Source organism: Lacrimispora indolis DSM 755, from assembly GCF_000526995.1.
GTDB lineage: Bacteria > Bacillota > Clostridia > Lachnospirales > Lachnospiraceae > Lacrimispora > Lacrimispora indolis.
In genome coordinates this window covers 849,352-864,690 of the sequence record NZ_AZUI01000001.1, presented here as the reverse complement: position 1 = coordinate 864,690, position 15,339 = coordinate 849,352, and the positions used below count along the sequence as shown (strand labels likewise).

Here is a 15,339-nt window from a genome sequence, read left to right as displayed (position 1 = left end):
GGCACCGCAGGATCATTCCTTTTGCAGAGCCTCGTATAAAGCAGTCAGGGTAAGGGCTTGTCCGTAGGCCATGGGCATAAGGGAGATGTTCTTATAATGATCGGAATTCATGCCGATTCCGGTTCCTGCTGACACGTTTAATACGGTTCCATCCTCAGAAATATTGGCACAGATGGCGTCAATGGCCCGGTCAGCTGCTGCCTTATACCTACTGTCAAGGATCCCTGATTTCACACCCCTTAAAAGCCCTGCGGCAATGGCTGCGGAGCCGGAGACTTCATCATAGCTGGAGGCGTCGGTGAGAACGGTGTGCCACAGTCCGGAGACCGACTGGAGGCGTAAAAGGGCGGCTGCCTGGGATTTGAAGGTGTCTGTTAAGAAGGCCCTCACCCCTTCGTTTAAATCGTCCCCGCAGGTATCTAAGTATTCCATGATGCCGTAGGTAAACCAGGAGTTTCCTCTGCACCAGAAGATGCCTCCGAAATTATCCATGCGCTCAAAGCTGAAGCCGTGATGGAAGAGGCCGGTCTGCTTATCAAAAAGATATTTAATATGGACCAGAAACTGGTGAAGGGCTTCGTCCTTCCAAAGAGCATTTTTGGATATGTATCCCATATTGTTTAAGAAAAGTATGGACATAAACAGAGTATCAACCCAGATCTGCCCGTCATTTAAGCTCACTCCATCCCGGTTTCCAATGGCGCTGGTCACGTGCTGGAATCCGTTGTCCTGAGTTTTTGGAAGGTCATTGATGAGCCAGTCCGCCCTCTGGACGCACAGATCATAAAATTCTACCGGATTGCCAAGACTTCCATATAAAAAGGACAGGGGAAGAAAGGGTGCTGTGGTGTTAATATTTTTGGAGGGAAGTCCTTTTTTCCGGTGGCCGCTGTACCATTTCTCAAAGAAGGGAAGATACCTTTCGTCTCCGTAAAACTCCTGGAGCTTATATAAGCCGTACAGCCCCACACCCTGGGGCCAGTCCCATTCCTCTATTCCGAAATCCCTTTGGATGAGTCCCTTTTTTGTGTCAGTGCTGCTGACGGTCTTGTCTTTATCGTAGTCATATCCTCCAAGATTCATCAGTTTCTCCACAACCAGATGGATTTTTTCAAGCAGCTGTTCGTTTGTCATTACTATGTTCTCCTTTTTCATTTTAATTAAAGCTTGTTTTTCAGTTTTTCTATATATTCGGTCGGCGGAAGGCCGGTATACCGCTTAAATACCTGGCTGAAGTACTGGGGATTGCTGCCGAATCCAACCTGTCGTGCAATGTGTTTAATGTTATCATTATGATAGTAGGCCATCAGCCGGATGGATTCCTCCATTCGTTCCTTGTTTAAGTAATCGGAAAAACGCATCCCTTCCTCCTTGATAAACTGCTTGCTTAAATATCCCACGCTTACGAAAAGATAATTCTCGGCCAGCCACTTTAGGGAAAGATTTTCAGAGTATAAATGTTCTCTGATGTAGGCCTTTAAAAGGGCGATGTTGGAGCCTGTCTTATGGGCCCCGGGCATTGTGTCTTTCTGTACCAGCACAACACGAAGGAGCTCCCGGATTCCGTAAACCGTATCACAGGAATAGAGGCGCCGGAAAAAGTCACAGGCAGCATCCACAGGAAGTTTTTCCTCTGGCCCGGCCTGAAGGAATAAGCCTAATGCAAGGTTTCTTGCGGTGGCTAAGGGGATGGAGTCCATGAAAACAGAATCAAGTAGCTCTGCGGCTTGCACCGTATCTGCCGCTGAGGTGATGGAATCCTCCAGCCGGCTGATCATCCAGGGGGAAGCGATGTGGTTTCTGATCTCATGAACCTCTCCCCCTTCGCCTATGAGAAGGATCCGTTCAAAGCGTGAAATTTTCTGAACGATCTCCTGGAAAAGCTTTTCGGCGGAATCCCTGTGAAGAAAGTCTGCTTCAAAGGTGACGGACTGGCCGGGATACTTAAGCCGGGTAATGGCATTTTGGATCCGTTCCTGAATTGCCAGAGTAAAGGCCGGGAATATGAGGACCGCAGAGTTTTTCACATAAAGGATGGAAAACTGCAAGGGAACCTTGGAGGCATCCAAAAGCTTTCTCACATCACAGATAAAGCTTTTCAAATAGCTTTCTTCCACAAAGGAACAGATGCAGGCATAAACGCAGTCCTTTGGAAGGGATAATAGGACCTGGTATTTGCGGAACACGGCGGAAAAGGAGTCCTGGTGCTCCAGGGCTTCCATAATAAAGCTCTGCTCCAGGGGGAAATGAAGGCTTCTTAGGAAATCCTGCTGCTGCATTTTTCTGCTTTCCTTTTCCTCAAGGCGTTCCTTTCTTATGGAGAGCAAAGATTCGATCAGCTCATTTTTATCGGTTGGCTTTAATAGGTAATACCGGACTCCGTATTTCATGGCCTGTTTGGCATATTCAAAATCATTGTAGCCGGAAAGAAGGATAAAGGTGATATTGGAATCCGATTTTATGGAACGCTCAATTAAGTCCAGGCCATTTAGGATGGGCATCCGGATATCAGTAATCACCACATCCGGATAATCGTCACAGATGATATCGTAGGCCTCCATCCCGTTTTTCGCAGTGGCGATGAGCTCATAGCCTATGGACTCATAGTCGATCATTTGGGAAAGTGCCTCTCTTATAATCTGTTCATCATCTACAATCATCAGTCTCAGCATATCAAATCTCCTTTTCCTTATTACTGTCCACGCTTTCTGGACATAGAGGTATCCCCGCAGGGGGCTTCCTTATTACTGTCCACGCTTTTTGGATATAGAGGTATCCCCGCAGGGGGGGTCCTTAGGAATGGACAGCATTACTACTGCCATATCTTTTTCGTTATAAAATTTCAGGCCATAATGTTCCCCATAGAGCAGCTTTAACCGGGAATGAATGTTGGTCAGACCAACACCTGAACCCTGGGGTCTGATCTCTTTGTGCCTGATTTTTTCTAAAAGGTCTGATTCGAACCGGGATCCGGTGTTGGACACCCGGATTTCATAATCTTTCTCCATTTCCTCTATGACCACCTGTATCCTGCACATCTCATCAGTATCCTCCATGGCATGCTTTAAAGCGTTTTCAACCAGGGGCTGAATACAGAGCTTTGGAACGGAAATATGGGCAATGTTCTCCGGAACTTTAAGCTCAAAATGAAGCCTGTCCTTAAAACGAATCTCCTGGATGCGGATGTAATTATCCAGTACCTCCAACTCATCTTCCAGGGGGATAATGTCCTTTTGTCCTGCAATGGAGGCCCGAAACAGGTTCCCAAGGGAACGGACCATAACGGAGATGTCATCGGCTCCGTATTTCTGCGCCATCCAGTTGATTGTATCCAGGGTATTGTATAAAAAGTGAGGATTGATCTGCTGCTGGAGCATTTTAATGGTGGAATCCCTAAGCAGAAGCTTCTTATCATAATTTTCATCACGAAGAACCTTTACGCTGTGGGTCATTTCATCAAAGCTCCTGTGAAGCTGGCCGATTTCGTCCTGTCGGTTTTCATAGTCATAGCATTTTACATCACAGGTCAGAGATTCCCCGCTTCCGAACTTCTGGATCTTTTCAATCAAATAGTCCAGGTGACGGAAAATATGGCGGAAAATCAGGTTAACATAGGTTGCGGTGATAAATATGACAAAGACGGTAAATATAATGATCTGAAGGCTCACAAGCTGGATCCTGTAAAAAAGCGGATCATAATCCCTGAAATAAATATAATCCCAGTCCACATAGGGAACATGGCCGGAAATGATAAATTCCTTTTTATTGTCCAGTGTGGAAATGAGGTAGGCGTTCTCCTGCTGCTTTCTGCCTGCAATGATTTCCGCGCAGTACGCATCGTGAAAGGCAGTTGCAGGGTAAATCCTTTTATCCCCTGACATCAGAATGAAATTGGAGTCTTCCACAAGGCTGCCGGCACTTTTTAAACCGTCCTCAATCATGCGCTCCATGTTCACCGTAATGTATAGCCCAGCCAGCTTTTTTAAGCTTAAATATTTCATCTTTAATATCTGCCTGGCGCATACCGTATCGTTTCCCGGTTCTATGCCAGGGGACCAGGTTACTTTTCCCTTTAGGTCACTGGTTGTCTTGTCAAGCTCCTTTAGGTCGAATTTAAGGATCTCGTCAGAGCTTCCCATACAGATATTTGTTCCGTCAGCCAGGATAATGTTAATGGATTTTATATATTTGCTGCGGTAAACATAGGAATAAAGCTGCTGATAAATATCCTGACGTGCCTGGGCCCGGCGGTTGCTGAAAGGCTTCTCAGCCAAAAACACCAGATTATCCTGAATGACGGGATCACCGATCATGTTGTAAGATATGGTTTGGATCAGCTGTGTCTCCGATTCCAGATAAGTGGTCACACGATTTAAGGAATTGGCATTGGTGCGGTACAGCTCCTCATTATAGCGGGAGGTGAGAATCCTGATGCTGATAAGGAAGGTAATACAAACCGCCAGCAGGGCCAGAAGGAAAATGGTCAGTATTTTTTTGTATAATGACAGGTTGTTAAACCAGAACGTACATCGCTTCATAATCAATTATCCTTTCCCAAGTAATCGTATTATATAGTAAAAGTATAAAAAAAGAAATTGTAAAACAGTCTATTATTACAGAAAGCCGTTTTTTTAATCATAAAAAGCCATATTTTAACTTTACCGTTGTGCATATTTGCCATAAAATGTGCTTATCACAAAAAACTTAAAGGGAGGTTTTACAATTGAGAAAGAGATTATTAGCAACATCACTTGCTGCACTTCTTGCGGCAACATCTTTGACTGCCTGCGGTTCCAAGACAGAAAGTCCGGATACCACCACAGCAGGAGCAGCTACAACAGCAGCGTCAACCGCAAAGGCTGATGGTGAAACACAGGCCGCATCAGGAGACAAGGTGACCTTAAACGTTTGCTGGTGGGGAAATCAGACCAGAAACGACGTAACAAAAAAAGCTGCGGATTTATACATGAGTCAGAATCCAAACGTAGAAATCAAGGTGGAGTTTACCGACTGGGGCGGTTACTGGGATAAACTTTCCGCCATGGCAGCAGGAGGTAATTTACCGGACATCATCCAAATGGATTACTCCTATCTGAATCAGTATCAGAAGAGCGGCCAGCTGGCTAATTTATCAGAATTCATTTCCAGCGGAGTCATTGATACTTCCAAGATCCCGGAGAGCGTCATTGAGAGCGGTTCTATTGATGGAAAATGTTATGCCCTCAGCCTTGGAAGCAACGCTCCTTTAATGGTTTATGATAAGGCCATTGTTGAAAAGGCCGGAGTGACCATTCCCGAGCAGATGACCTTTGATGAATTATATGATATTTCAAAAACCATTTACGAGAAAACTGGGGTAAAGACCGTTTTTGACGGCTGGATCAACATGCTTCAGATGACGGCAAGAACAAATGGTTCCCATATATTCGATGAGTTAATTGCAGGCAACGAAGATTCCACGAAAATACATTTTGCCAATGTGGAGAAATTCCAGAAAGCAGAGTTTTCCATTGCACCAGATATTCTGGTTGAAAAGAACCCGGATAACATTGAAACAAAGCCGATTGTAGATGAAACCACTTGGAATGACTTCCCATATTCTAATCAGTTTATCAGCCTTTCCAATGCAGCCGGAAGAGAGTTAGAAGTAACGATGAACCCTATTCTTCCAAATGGTACGCAGAATATGTATTTAAAGCCAAGCCAGTTCTTCTCCATTGCTGAAACCTCCAAGAACAAAGAGGAAGCAGCAAAGTTCATTGACTGGTTCACCAACAGTGTGGAATGTAATGAAATCCTTATGGCAGAAAGAGGAATCCCGGTTAATACTGAGGTAGCAGAAGCGATTAAACCAAAGGTAGATGCTGTTGCACAGAAGGTATTTGACTATGTAGCAAAGGTTTCAGAGATTGCGGTTCCGATTGATGAGCCAGATCCGGCCGGTAAGGGCGAAGTGGAGGCTTTGACCAAGAGTGTGGTAGAAGCAATCCGCTATGGTGATACAACCGCTGAGGATGCGGCAGCCAGCTTTGTGCCTGAAGCGAAAAAGATTTTGGAAGAAGCAGCAAAATAGTGACAGAAAAGTCTGGAGGGAATTAAGATGAAGAACAATCAAATGATCCCCAAAAGAAAAAAATCATTTTCCCAGGTAATGAACACACCGAAGGTTGCAGGATATGTATTTATCCTGCCCTTCATTATAGGCTTTCTTGCCTTCTTGGCTGTTCCCATGATTTTTTCTTTAGGGTTTTCGTTTACCAGATACAATATTTTAAAATCACCGGTTTTTATAGGTCTGGAAAATTACAAGGCCATGTTTACAGCGGATCCAAAGTTTTGGAAAGTATTTGGCGTGACCATGTACTATGTTCTGTTTTCGGTTCCTCTCCGGCTTTTAATGGCTCTGCTTGTAGCTATGCTGCTTGTAAAAACAACCAAATTGTCCGGCTTTTACAGAGCTGTTTATTATCTTCCTTCCATCATTGGATCCAGTGTGGCTGTTGCCATTCTCTGGAAGCGGATGTTTGCCAGTGATGGTGTAATAAATGCAATTTTAAATGTTATTGGATTACCGTCCGACACTGCATGGCTGGGAAGAGCGGATACCGCTATCTGGACCCTGATTATCCTTGCTGTCTGGCAGTTCGGTTCCTCTATGCTCATATTTCTATCCGGGTTAAAGCAGATTCCCATAAGTCTTTACGAGGCAGCTACCGTAGATGGGGCAAATGGCATTCAGCGTTTCTTTAAGATCACGATCCCAATGCTGACACCAACCATTTTCTTTAATCTGATTAACCAGCTGATCAACGGCTTTATGGCATTTACTCAAAGCTATATTATCACCCAGGGAAAACCCAAGGACTCTACACTGTTTTATACAGTATATATGTACCAGAATTCCTTTACGTATAACAAGCTGGGCTATGGCTGTGCAATGGCATGGTTCATGGTGCTCGTAGTTGGGCTTTTGACCTTCATACTTTTCAAGACGCAGAAGAAATGGGTATATTATGAATCAGAAGGGTGAAAAGGTTGAAAGAAAAACGCCTTTCAGCATTGAGTTTATGAACAGCGTGCCCCGTTTTACCGGGTATCAACTGGATATGCAAGCATATCCGTTTGATTTATTAGGAGACAAAATATGAAAACAGGATATAGAGAAAAAAGAATAGCCGCCACAGTGGTTTATCATGTATTCACCTTCTTACTTGCATGTGTTATGATATACCCCCTTGTGTGGATGGTGATGAGTTCCTTTAAGAACTCCAATGAAATATTCCGGACAGCTGCCAAACTGCTGCCTGATAAATTCTCTTTTGAAAACTATCGAATAGGCTGGCAGGGCTTTGCCGGTTATGGTTTTGGCACGTTTTTTAAAAATTCATTTATCATTTCAGGCCTTTCCACGGTTGGGGCGGTTGTTTCTTCTGCCATTGTAGGCTATGGATTTGCCCGTATTGATTTCAAGTTTAAAGACTTCTGGTTTGCATGTATGCTGCTTGCCATGATGCTTCCGTTTCAGATCATCATGATTCCCCAGTATATTATTTTTAACAAAATGGGCTGGGTAGGAAGCTATCTTCCCATCATTGTACCTCAGTTTTTTGGTCAGGGCTTTTTCATTTTCTTAAATGTACAGTTTATAAAGGGGATCCCCATTGATTTAGATGAGGCCGCCAGAATGGATGGATGCACCATATACTCCATATTCATAAGGATCATCCTTCCGCTCATTAAGCCCTCTCTGGTGACCAGTGCTATATTCTCCTTTATGTGGAGATGGGATGATTTTATGACGGCTCTGCTTTTCTTAAGCGATCCCCTTAAATATCCGGTCAGCTATGCATTAAAGATGTTCTCTGACCCAACGGCCGGCTCTGACTGGGGCGCAATGTTTGCAATGGCAACCTTTTCCCTGGTTCCTATTTTTCTGATTTTCTTAACCATGCAGAAATATCTGGTGGAAGGTATTGCTTCTACAGGAATAAAGGGCTGAAACAGACTTTTAAGCAGGAAAACCGCTTCGCGGCTTTCCTGTTTTTTAATGGTGATTAATTATCATTCGGCATTAATTGAACATTTTTCTCGTTTACCAGCTTGCCCAATGGTTACAGGATATTATATAATTTCCTGGTTAGCTAAAACTAACTTCAATCATATGCAAGGAGGAATATATGAGAGGCAGAAATAAGGTTAGGTTCATAGCGGCTATGACCGCCATGAATCTGGTGTTTACCATCCAGCCATTTGCGGGGGAGTGGAGGCAAGATGGAGATAAGTGGCGCTATATTCTGGAAAATGGCCTTGATCAGAAAAATTCGTGGCTGAAAACAGATGACGGCAAATGGTATCATTTCGATGAGAACGGAAACATGAGAACAGGCTGGTACCAGGACACGGATCAGAAGTGGTATTATCTGGAGCCGGACGGTTCTATGTCCTCCGGCTGGAAGGAGATCAACGGAAAGTGGTATTACCTGGAACCGGACGGCTCCATGGCCTCCGGCTGGAAGGAGATCAACGGGAAGTGGTATTATCTTGACAAGAAGTCAGGAGAAGCGATCGTAAATGGCTACACGCCTGATGGATACTATGTGGACGGCAGCGGGGCATGGAACGGCGGTTCATCACGGAATAATCAGGATGACAGCAGTTCAGACGACGAGCCCCCAAGGAATAACAATACAGGGGAAAACGGAAACAACCAGCCGGGAGAAGAAAATAATCAGCCTGGAGGAGGAAACAATCAGCCAGGGGGAGGAAACAACGGAAATGAGAATCCCGGAAATAATGGAAACGAGGGCGGCGAAAATCCCTGGGAAAACAAAAGTCCTGTTATCCTGGAACAAACCGGAATCGTATCTGTTATGGGGCTTCCTTATGCAGTCATATCGTTTTCCGATCAGGCAGAGGGTATGGAGGGATTCCGTTATTCCATAGCAGGGAAAGATGCCACATCCTCCGTCACTCCTGTGACAAGCTCAGGCAGGATTGTAAAAATACCTTTGCCGGATGAAAATACCCATACACTGGCCATAACCTCCGGTAAATGGACGGTATCCGTGATTGCGCTGGGAGAGCGGGGAAAGAGCGCTGTGGCGGAGAAAGAGCTTATGGAAGCAGACCTTTTCCTTCCATCAGATATTCCATATGTGGTACTTACAAAGGCAACCATTCCTCTTACCCAGTACGTGAAATTTATCCGGCAGGGTGATGACCTCTTCATAAAGCCCGATGTAACTACGGTAGATACTGCAGAGGTACAAGCTCTGGCAAGCGTGCAGAGTCCAAGCCAGGAAGAGGAAGAAAGCTACATCCTGATAGAGGAAGATAACCGGGCAACAACCGGTCTTATGAGCTTTGCTTCGGATGCAGTGGCAAGTGCGACGGCCGCACCTCCTGCAAGCCTGGAGGGAAAGGAAGAGATAGCCACAATTGCCGTATTGTTTGATTTGGCAGCCAATAATATCATTGCGGACAGTCTGGAAATTGAGACCTCGTCTGTAGAGGCGTTTCTGTCTAAATGGGAGCCCTCGGAGAAATTGACTGCGTTAAATGAGAGCCTGACCCTGAGTACAGAGGCGAAAGATCTTAAAACAAGAACCTGGAAAAAAGCTGAGGAGCTGCCCCGATATGTGAAGTATTTAACAGACAAAGGCGGTTACGGAACAAAAGTTGAGCTGTTAACAGGAAAAACGGATAATACCAATCCGCCTGAGATGACCATTGCCCCTTCATTAAAAGGAAAGAGTGCGGCCATACAGCTCAGTGAGGAAAATGAATCCTGGTACCGTTCAATTACTGAAATTGAAATTCCTTACAGTGAAACCAAGACCCATTATTATCAGGAAAACAATACCTTGTCCGCAGATGGGAAAACTGTGACACTGGGAGTGGATGCCATCAGCGGCCCCATGAATTACGCCGGGACTTATGAGGTTACGATTCATTCCTTTGGGTTTGATGATGTGAAAGGCACTCTTTCTGTAGTAGAGCAGGCTCCAAACTTTACGCCCACATGGGATGACAGCAACAGCCGTTTAAGATTAAAAGCGGATTTTGCATACTATGCAGATCGGGTAAAGACAGTCACTGTAAACGGAAACCGGCTGGAAACCGGCAGTTTTACAAATGACATCAACAGTCTTTATATTTCTTACCGCTATCTGGTAAACGGGAAAAATACCTTTGAAATTCAGGCAGACGGGTATGAAAATACCAGCTTTGAGATTGAATCCCCGGCAGGGTTTGTCACTCCTAAGAAAGCAGCGTCTGTTACAGTGAGAGAAGTTATTGACGGTTCTTCCGCTATGGTATTTGATATCGGCTCCTATCAGGAGGGAAGCGATGAGATGGAATGGTTCCAGGCTTTGGAAGACGGCCATCTTAAGCTGACATATTCATCATATGGAAGTGTATCAGGCCTATCTCTTACAAAAGAAGGCAGCAGCTTTACGGTCACTGCAAAAAGCACTGCAATGTCTTATTACAATAATTACACCATGCAGATCACCGTACCGGGATACGACATAGTAACCGTAACCTTTACTCCCGTAAAAGCACCGCCTGTTGTAACACAGCAATGGAACTTAGAAAATTACAGTCTGAATCTTACCAGCTCTTCCAATGCCATGTACTTAAGCTCCTATGTAACAAAGGTGATTTTAAATGGAATGGAGCTGAAAAAAGGAGAAAGCGCTGATTATACGGTTTCCTATGACCGTGGGATCGAGATTTTTGCCCACAACTTTACAGCCGGAACGCCATATAAAATTGAGCTTTATGCCTCCTCCTATGCTTTGAATGTATTGGAAGGAACAACTCCCGCAGAGTTAATAACTCCTATGGAAGCCCCGGCGCTTAAAGCGGAAGCCGTGCCAAGGGGAAGTGATGTAACGGTGACGGTATCAGGAGAAGCAGCCGAATGGCTGGATAAGATCAGTTCAATAACTGTGGCAAGCTCCTCCGGTTCTTCCGGCAGTGCAGCCAGCTATACAAAAACATCCCATGGATTGATTTTAAATTCCAGCAATTTTTCCTATTCCGGAACTTATATCATCACAGTAAAAGCCGATGGCTACCGGACGGCTCAGACAGAAGTGAAGATCTTAAGTACGGTTGTGGTTACGGGCGCAGTGAATTATGACGAAGAACGCCTGGAGCTGTCAGCCGGTGATTCCTACTTTTATGACAATGTGACCGTATCCTTAAATGGAACCCAACTGGTAAAGGGCACAGGATATACAACAAGCGGAAGCAAAATAATTTATATTCCCGCCGCTCTGCTCACGGAAGAAGAGAATCATCTGGTTTTACATAATGAGACCTACCAAAAGGTGGAAATGAGTTTTGGAAGGTACATTGCCGCTAAATCGGCGCCAAAGCTGGAAATAGAAATGGGAAGCTCCTTGGATAAGGAAAATGCAATTGTTCTGATCGCCGCTGATGGGGATCAGGAATGGTGGGATTCTCTGGACCAGTCCCACATTTCTGTAAAACGTTCTTCCACCAGTCAGACGGTTACCGGATTTGATGCAAGTTCAGCAGATCAGCTGACGATTCAATTAAAGGATTCATTATCATATTACTATAGCTATACCGTAACAATTTCAGTGCCGGGATACCGTACCTGCAGCCTTACCTTCACTCCTTACCAGAAAGCGCCGGAGATAGAAGATGAGTGGCTGGAAAACGGGGATCTGCAGCTTTCCACTGGTACATCCGGCTATTTCAGCAGCACCTACATTAATGTTTATCTGGATGGCGAAAAGCTGGTCCGAACTACGGATTATAGCTTGGATACATATAGTTCGCCTTACAGCCTGACTATTTTTGCAGAGAAGTTTACTTCCGGAGAGCATACGGTAAGGCTTGTTCATACAGGGTATTCCAATTATGCGCCATATGAAATCACAGTAACAGCTGAGGAAAGAGAAAGTAGTCTGGCAATGGAAGTAATGGAATTAGTCCTGGAAAAACCGGCAGCAGAAGCAGCAAAGAATCCTGAGGGAGAAGAAGAGAATAAGCCTTCAGAAGAAAATGCGGAAGAGAATCTGCCAGAAAAAAATCTGCCAGAAGAAAATTCAGAAGAAGAAAATCTGCCAGAAGAAAATTCAGAAGAAGAAAACCTGCCAGAAGAGAATCAGGAGAAAGAAAACCCGGCAGAGGAGAATCAGGAAAAAGAAAATCCGGCAGAGGAAAATCCGGCAGAAGAAAGTTCGGAAGATGATCCAACAGAAGAGACCCCGGCAGAGGAAACGAAGACGGATGGTGCCCAGGAACAAAATGGAGAGGAAGCATCTGAGGAAAATCTGACTGAGGAAGAAGGCGGATCTCTGGATGATAACGGTGCAGAGGATTCTGTACAGGAACAGGACAATGCGGTCAAAGAGGAAGATGATCTGCATCAGCTGCCTGAAAATGAGTAAGGATAGTCTTTTTTAATGTTATAAAAATGGAGAAAGCCGGCAGGAGGGGATCCTGCCGGCTTAGTATAAAAAAATGTATATAAAAGGGCTCTCTGGCCTGTTTACAGGTATTAATATAGGAGGGAAATGTGTTGGAAAAGTGAAGAATCTGTGAAAGACGGGAAAAAATAAAAAATGGAGCACCGCAGGATTGGGGAAATACGGCACTCCTAAGAAGAGTTATATAAATTATAGCGCAATTAATCGATTAAGTAAAGGGAAATAAGTAATTTTTTATGGATTTGCCGTTAATTTTTTGTAAATATATTGGGGTTTATGACTATATAATATAAATAAACATGTTATAGTTCTATTGCTGCTTTATTCTGAAACTCATAGCTGATTCTTCTGCTCATATTGGAAACCCTACTGCATAAAATATATCATATGCTTCATTTGAAACAGGCAGGAGGCCGCAATATGGAAAAAATACTGGATAATCGGTATTATGATCTGATCATAAGTAATACCCTGGTTCCATCCTATAATACTGGTGATAATATTACGATGCTGAATGAATTCAATTCCCTGCTGCATATACCAAAGGATCGGATGGAGGCCTGTGATCTGGGCATCAATGCCTATCATTCCTTTCCGACCTTATATACCTTGGAATCATCGGTCAGCATTGAGAGGTCCGGGATCGGAGCTGTTCAACGGACTCCTGCTCTTGGTATGCATGGAAGAGGAGTAATCATTGGTATTGTGGATTCTGGTATCGATTACCGTCATCCGGCATTTAAGTATAATGACAGAACAACCAGAATCCTGTCTATATGGGATCAGACCCAGGTGGGAAGTACGCCTCCCAGAGGGTTTACTTTTGGCGCGGAATATACCAAAGAACTGATAAATTTCGCATTAATATCTGAAACGCCCTTTTCCATTGTTCCTGAGGTTGATACCGTCCGCCATGGAACCGCCATTGCAAGCATCATTGCCGGCCGGCCCAACGATGATTATAATTTCAGCGGTGTTGTTCCGGATGCAGATATGGTGGTTGTAAAACTGAAAGAGGCAAAGGAAAACCTAAAAAGGCTGTTTTTTGTTCCGCAAGGCACTTTGTGCTACCAGGAATCAGACATCATCCTTGGAATCCGGTACTTAGTCGCCACTGCTCAAAGGCTGAACCGTCCTCTTGTGATATGCATTGCTCTTGGAAGCAGTCAGGGAGGGCATGATGGGAGGGGAGCCTCCAGCATTTATCTTGATTATCTGGTGCAGACACCTAAGCTGGGAGTGGTTGTTGCCGCGGGAAATGAAGGGAGCAGCAGAAGGCATTATTTCAATGATACCCGGTCAGTCCCCTATTTGAGCAACTTTCGGTTGAATGTGGGAATCAATGATAAGGGATTTTCCATGGAAATCTGGCCTTATATCCCTTCAAGGCTTTTTATTGAGGTCACTGCTCCCACCTTTGAATCATCACGTACCATTTATCCTTCATTCGCGAATTGTGAAAGAATTGTTTTTCAGTCCGTTGATACCGTAGTCTGGGTAAATAATAATATTTTTGAGGTGGAAAGCGGGGATCAGCTGATCCTGGTCCGTTTTGAGAATGTTGCTCCGGGGACCTGGTATTTCAGGGTCGGCAGCGTGGAGAATGAACCGTTCTCATTCCATTGCTGGCTGCCGTCTGGAAATATCATATCCAATGAGACCTTTTTCCTGGATTCCAGTCCGGATACGACCATAACATCCCAGGGAGATGCCGTCCATCCTTTGACGGTTGCGGCCTATAATCAGAATGATGGAACAATCCTTAATGAGTCAAGCAGAGGATATACCAGACTGGGGCTGGTGAAACCGGATGTAAGCGCTCCCGGCTATCTGCTTCCCTGTGCGCTTCCGGATTTTCAATACGGAACCGCTACAGGCACCGGAGCGGCCGCCGCCCATGCGGCAGGGGTTGCAGCCATGGTGATGGAGTGGGGGTACAATAAAGGAAACTATACGGCTGTTACCGGATATCAGGTCAACCGGGTGATTATACGCGGAGCAAAGCGGGATCCTGTCAATATTTATCCCAACAATGTATGGGGATACGGACAGGTGGATGCGGAAAATATGTTCAGGCAGCTGACTACCTATTAAGATATAAACCTTCAGGCAGAGCGGGATCTCCGGCAGTCTGGAGGTTTTTGCTTTGATAAGCCTGCCATGCTTTGGAAGAAGGAGTTGGGAACCTTTGAAGAGAGAAATGCATCAACTAAAATAGGTGATCATCACCTGACAGAAAGGCTTTAAAGATGTATTTCTGAATTGAGAAAAGAAGGTGTTATTATGGAAGAGATCATGAACTACGTAAAACCGGAACTGGTGATAGTGGCAGTGGCCCTCTACCTATTGGGGCAATGGATCAAGCAAAGCCAGACGATTAAGGACAAATACATCCCGCTGATTAACGGAATTGTGGGCATAGTTTTAAGCGGTGTCTACATCATGTCCGTTTGTGAGGTACACACCATCCAACAGATTTCTACGGCAGCATTTACGGCAATTACTCAGGGGATCCTGGTGGCCGGACTGAGCACGTACGTGGATCAGCTGATTAAACAATCCGGTAAAAACGAATAGCGGGAGATTGTCTGTGGCAGGGGTCTGGGAGTTTCCCGGGCCCTTTTCCCATGAAGCGCAGGTCAGAAATGGCGGGTTTACGGAAACCCGGCCCGCCTATTTTCTTTTTTTTAATTCCTTTCTGATCCTGGGTTCAATCCCTCTGCGCTCCATTTCCGCCATAATACTTTCAAATTCTCCGGGAGGCGCAGAAGGGGGAATGACATCCCTGCTGGCAGCCTCTAACCGGTCAAATTCTTTTTCCAGCCTTTTTTCACATTTCTTATTCCAGTGTCTCAAACTATCACCTCCC

The 15,339-nt window shown here is 44.8% G+C and carries 10 protein-coding genes; 6 read left to right on the top strand and 4 right to left on the bottom strand.

The window, feature by feature from the left end; all coding sequences use genetic code 11:
* Positions 1–12: 12 nt before the first annotated feature.
* The 3 genes from K401_RS0104140 to K401_RS0104130 all read right to left on the bottom strand — a co-directional run bounded on the left by K401_RS0104140 (position 13) and on the right by K401_RS0104130 (position 4,538).
* Complete coding sequence (locus K401_RS0104140) at positions 13–1,134, bottom strand: glycoside hydrolase family 88/105 protein (RefSeq protein WP_084492784.1); 1,122 nt, start codon at positions 1,132–1,134, stop codon at positions 13–15.
* Positions 1,135–1,160: 26 nt separating this feature from the next.
* Positions 1,161–2,672, bottom strand: coding sequence for a response regulator transcription factor (locus tag K401_RS0104135; protein WP_024291772.1), 1,512 nt, complete (start codon positions 2,670–2,672; stop codon positions 1,161–1,163).
* 72 nt (positions 2,673–2,744) lie between these two features.
* Positions 2,745–4,538 carry a sensor histidine kinase gene (locus tag K401_RS0104130; protein ID WP_024291771.1) on the bottom strand — a complete coding sequence of 598 codons (1,794 nt, stop codon included), beginning with the start codon at positions 4,536–4,538 and terminating at the stop codon, positions 2,745–2,747.
* Between the two features lie 185 nt (positions 4,539–4,723).
* On the opposite strand from K401_RS0104130, the gene K401_RS0104125 reads away from it, so the two are divergent.
* The 6 genes from K401_RS0104125 (at position 4,724) to K401_RS0104090 (ending at position 15,047) form a co-directional block, all read left to right on the top strand.
* Positions 4,724–6,073 carry an ABC transporter substrate-binding protein gene (locus K401_RS0104125; protein WP_024291770.1) on the top strand — a complete coding sequence of 450 codons (1,350 nt, stop codon included), beginning with the start codon at positions 4,724–4,726 and terminating at the stop codon, positions 6,071–6,073.
* A 27-nt stretch (positions 6,074–6,100) separates the two neighbouring features.
* Positions 6,101–7,030 carry a carbohydrate ABC transporter permease gene (locus tag K401_RS0104120; RefSeq protein ID WP_084492782.1) on the top strand — a complete coding sequence of 310 codons (930 nt, stop codon included), beginning with the start codon at positions 6,101–6,103 and terminating at the stop codon, positions 7,028–7,030.
* Positions 7,031–7,144: 114 nt separating this feature from the next.
* The gene (locus tag K401_RS0104110) at positions 7,145–7,999 is read left to right on the top strand and encodes a carbohydrate ABC transporter permease (protein ID WP_024291768.1); all 855 of its coding nucleotides are present in this window, start codon (positions 7,145–7,147) and stop codon (positions 7,997–7,999) included.
* Between the two features lie 178 nt (positions 8,000–8,177).
* Positions 8,178–12,431, top strand: a complete 4,254-nt coding sequence (locus K401_RS0104105) for a hemoblobin-interacting domain-containing protein (protein WP_024291767.1) — start codon at positions 8,178–8,180, stop codon at positions 12,429–12,431.
* A 459-nt stretch (positions 12,432–12,890) separates the two neighbouring features.
* Positions 12,891–14,564 carry a S8 family peptidase gene (locus tag K401_RS0104095; protein WP_024291766.1) on the top strand — a complete coding sequence of 558 codons (1,674 nt, stop codon included), beginning with the start codon at positions 12,891–12,893 and terminating at the stop codon, positions 14,562–14,564.
* A 189-nt stretch (positions 14,565–14,753) separates the two neighbouring features.
* On the top strand, positions 14,754–15,047 hold the full coding sequence (locus K401_RS0104090) for a phage holin family protein (RefSeq protein ID WP_024291765.1): 294 nt from the start codon (positions 14,754–14,756) through the stop codon (positions 15,045–15,047).
* A 96-nt stretch (positions 15,048–15,143) separates the two neighbouring features.
* Here K401_RS0104090 and K401_RS0104085 read toward each other — a convergent pair whose 3' ends face one another.
* On the bottom strand, positions 15,144–15,326 hold the full coding sequence (locus K401_RS0104085; RefSeq protein ID WP_024291764.1) for a hypothetical protein: 183 nt from the start codon (positions 15,324–15,326) through the stop codon (positions 15,144–15,146).
* Positions 15,327–15,339 lie beyond the last annotated feature (13 nt).

Coding starts and splice junctions, on each gene's coding strand:
- K401_RS0104140 (WP_084492784.1), bottom strand. CDS start 1,134: ATGACAAACGAACAGCTGCTTGAAAAAATCCATCTGGTTGTGGAGAAA.
- K401_RS0104135 (WP_024291772.1), bottom strand. CDS start 2,672: ATGCTGAGACTGATGATTGTAGATGATGAACAGATTATAAGAGAGGCA.
- K401_RS0104130 (WP_024291771.1), bottom strand. CDS start 4,538: ATGAAGCGATGTACGTTCTGGTTTAACAACCTGTCATTATACAAAAAA.
- K401_RS0104120 (WP_084492782.1), top strand. CDS start 6,101: ATGAAGAACAATCAAATGATCCCCAAAAGAAAAAAATCATTTTCCCAG.
- K401_RS0104110 (WP_024291768.1), top strand. CDS start 7,145: ATGAAAACAGGATATAGAGAAAAAAGAATAGCCGCCACAGTGGTTTAT.
- K401_RS0104105 (WP_024291767.1), top strand. CDS start 8,178: ATGAGAGGCAGAAATAAGGTTAGGTTCATAGCGGCTATGACCGCCATG.
- K401_RS0104095 (WP_024291766.1), top strand. CDS start 12,891: ATGGAAAAAATACTGGATAATCGGTATTATGATCTGATCATAAGTAAT.
- K401_RS0104090 (WP_024291765.1), top strand. CDS start 14,754: ATGGAAGAGATCATGAACTACGTAAAACCGGAACTGGTGATAGTGGCA.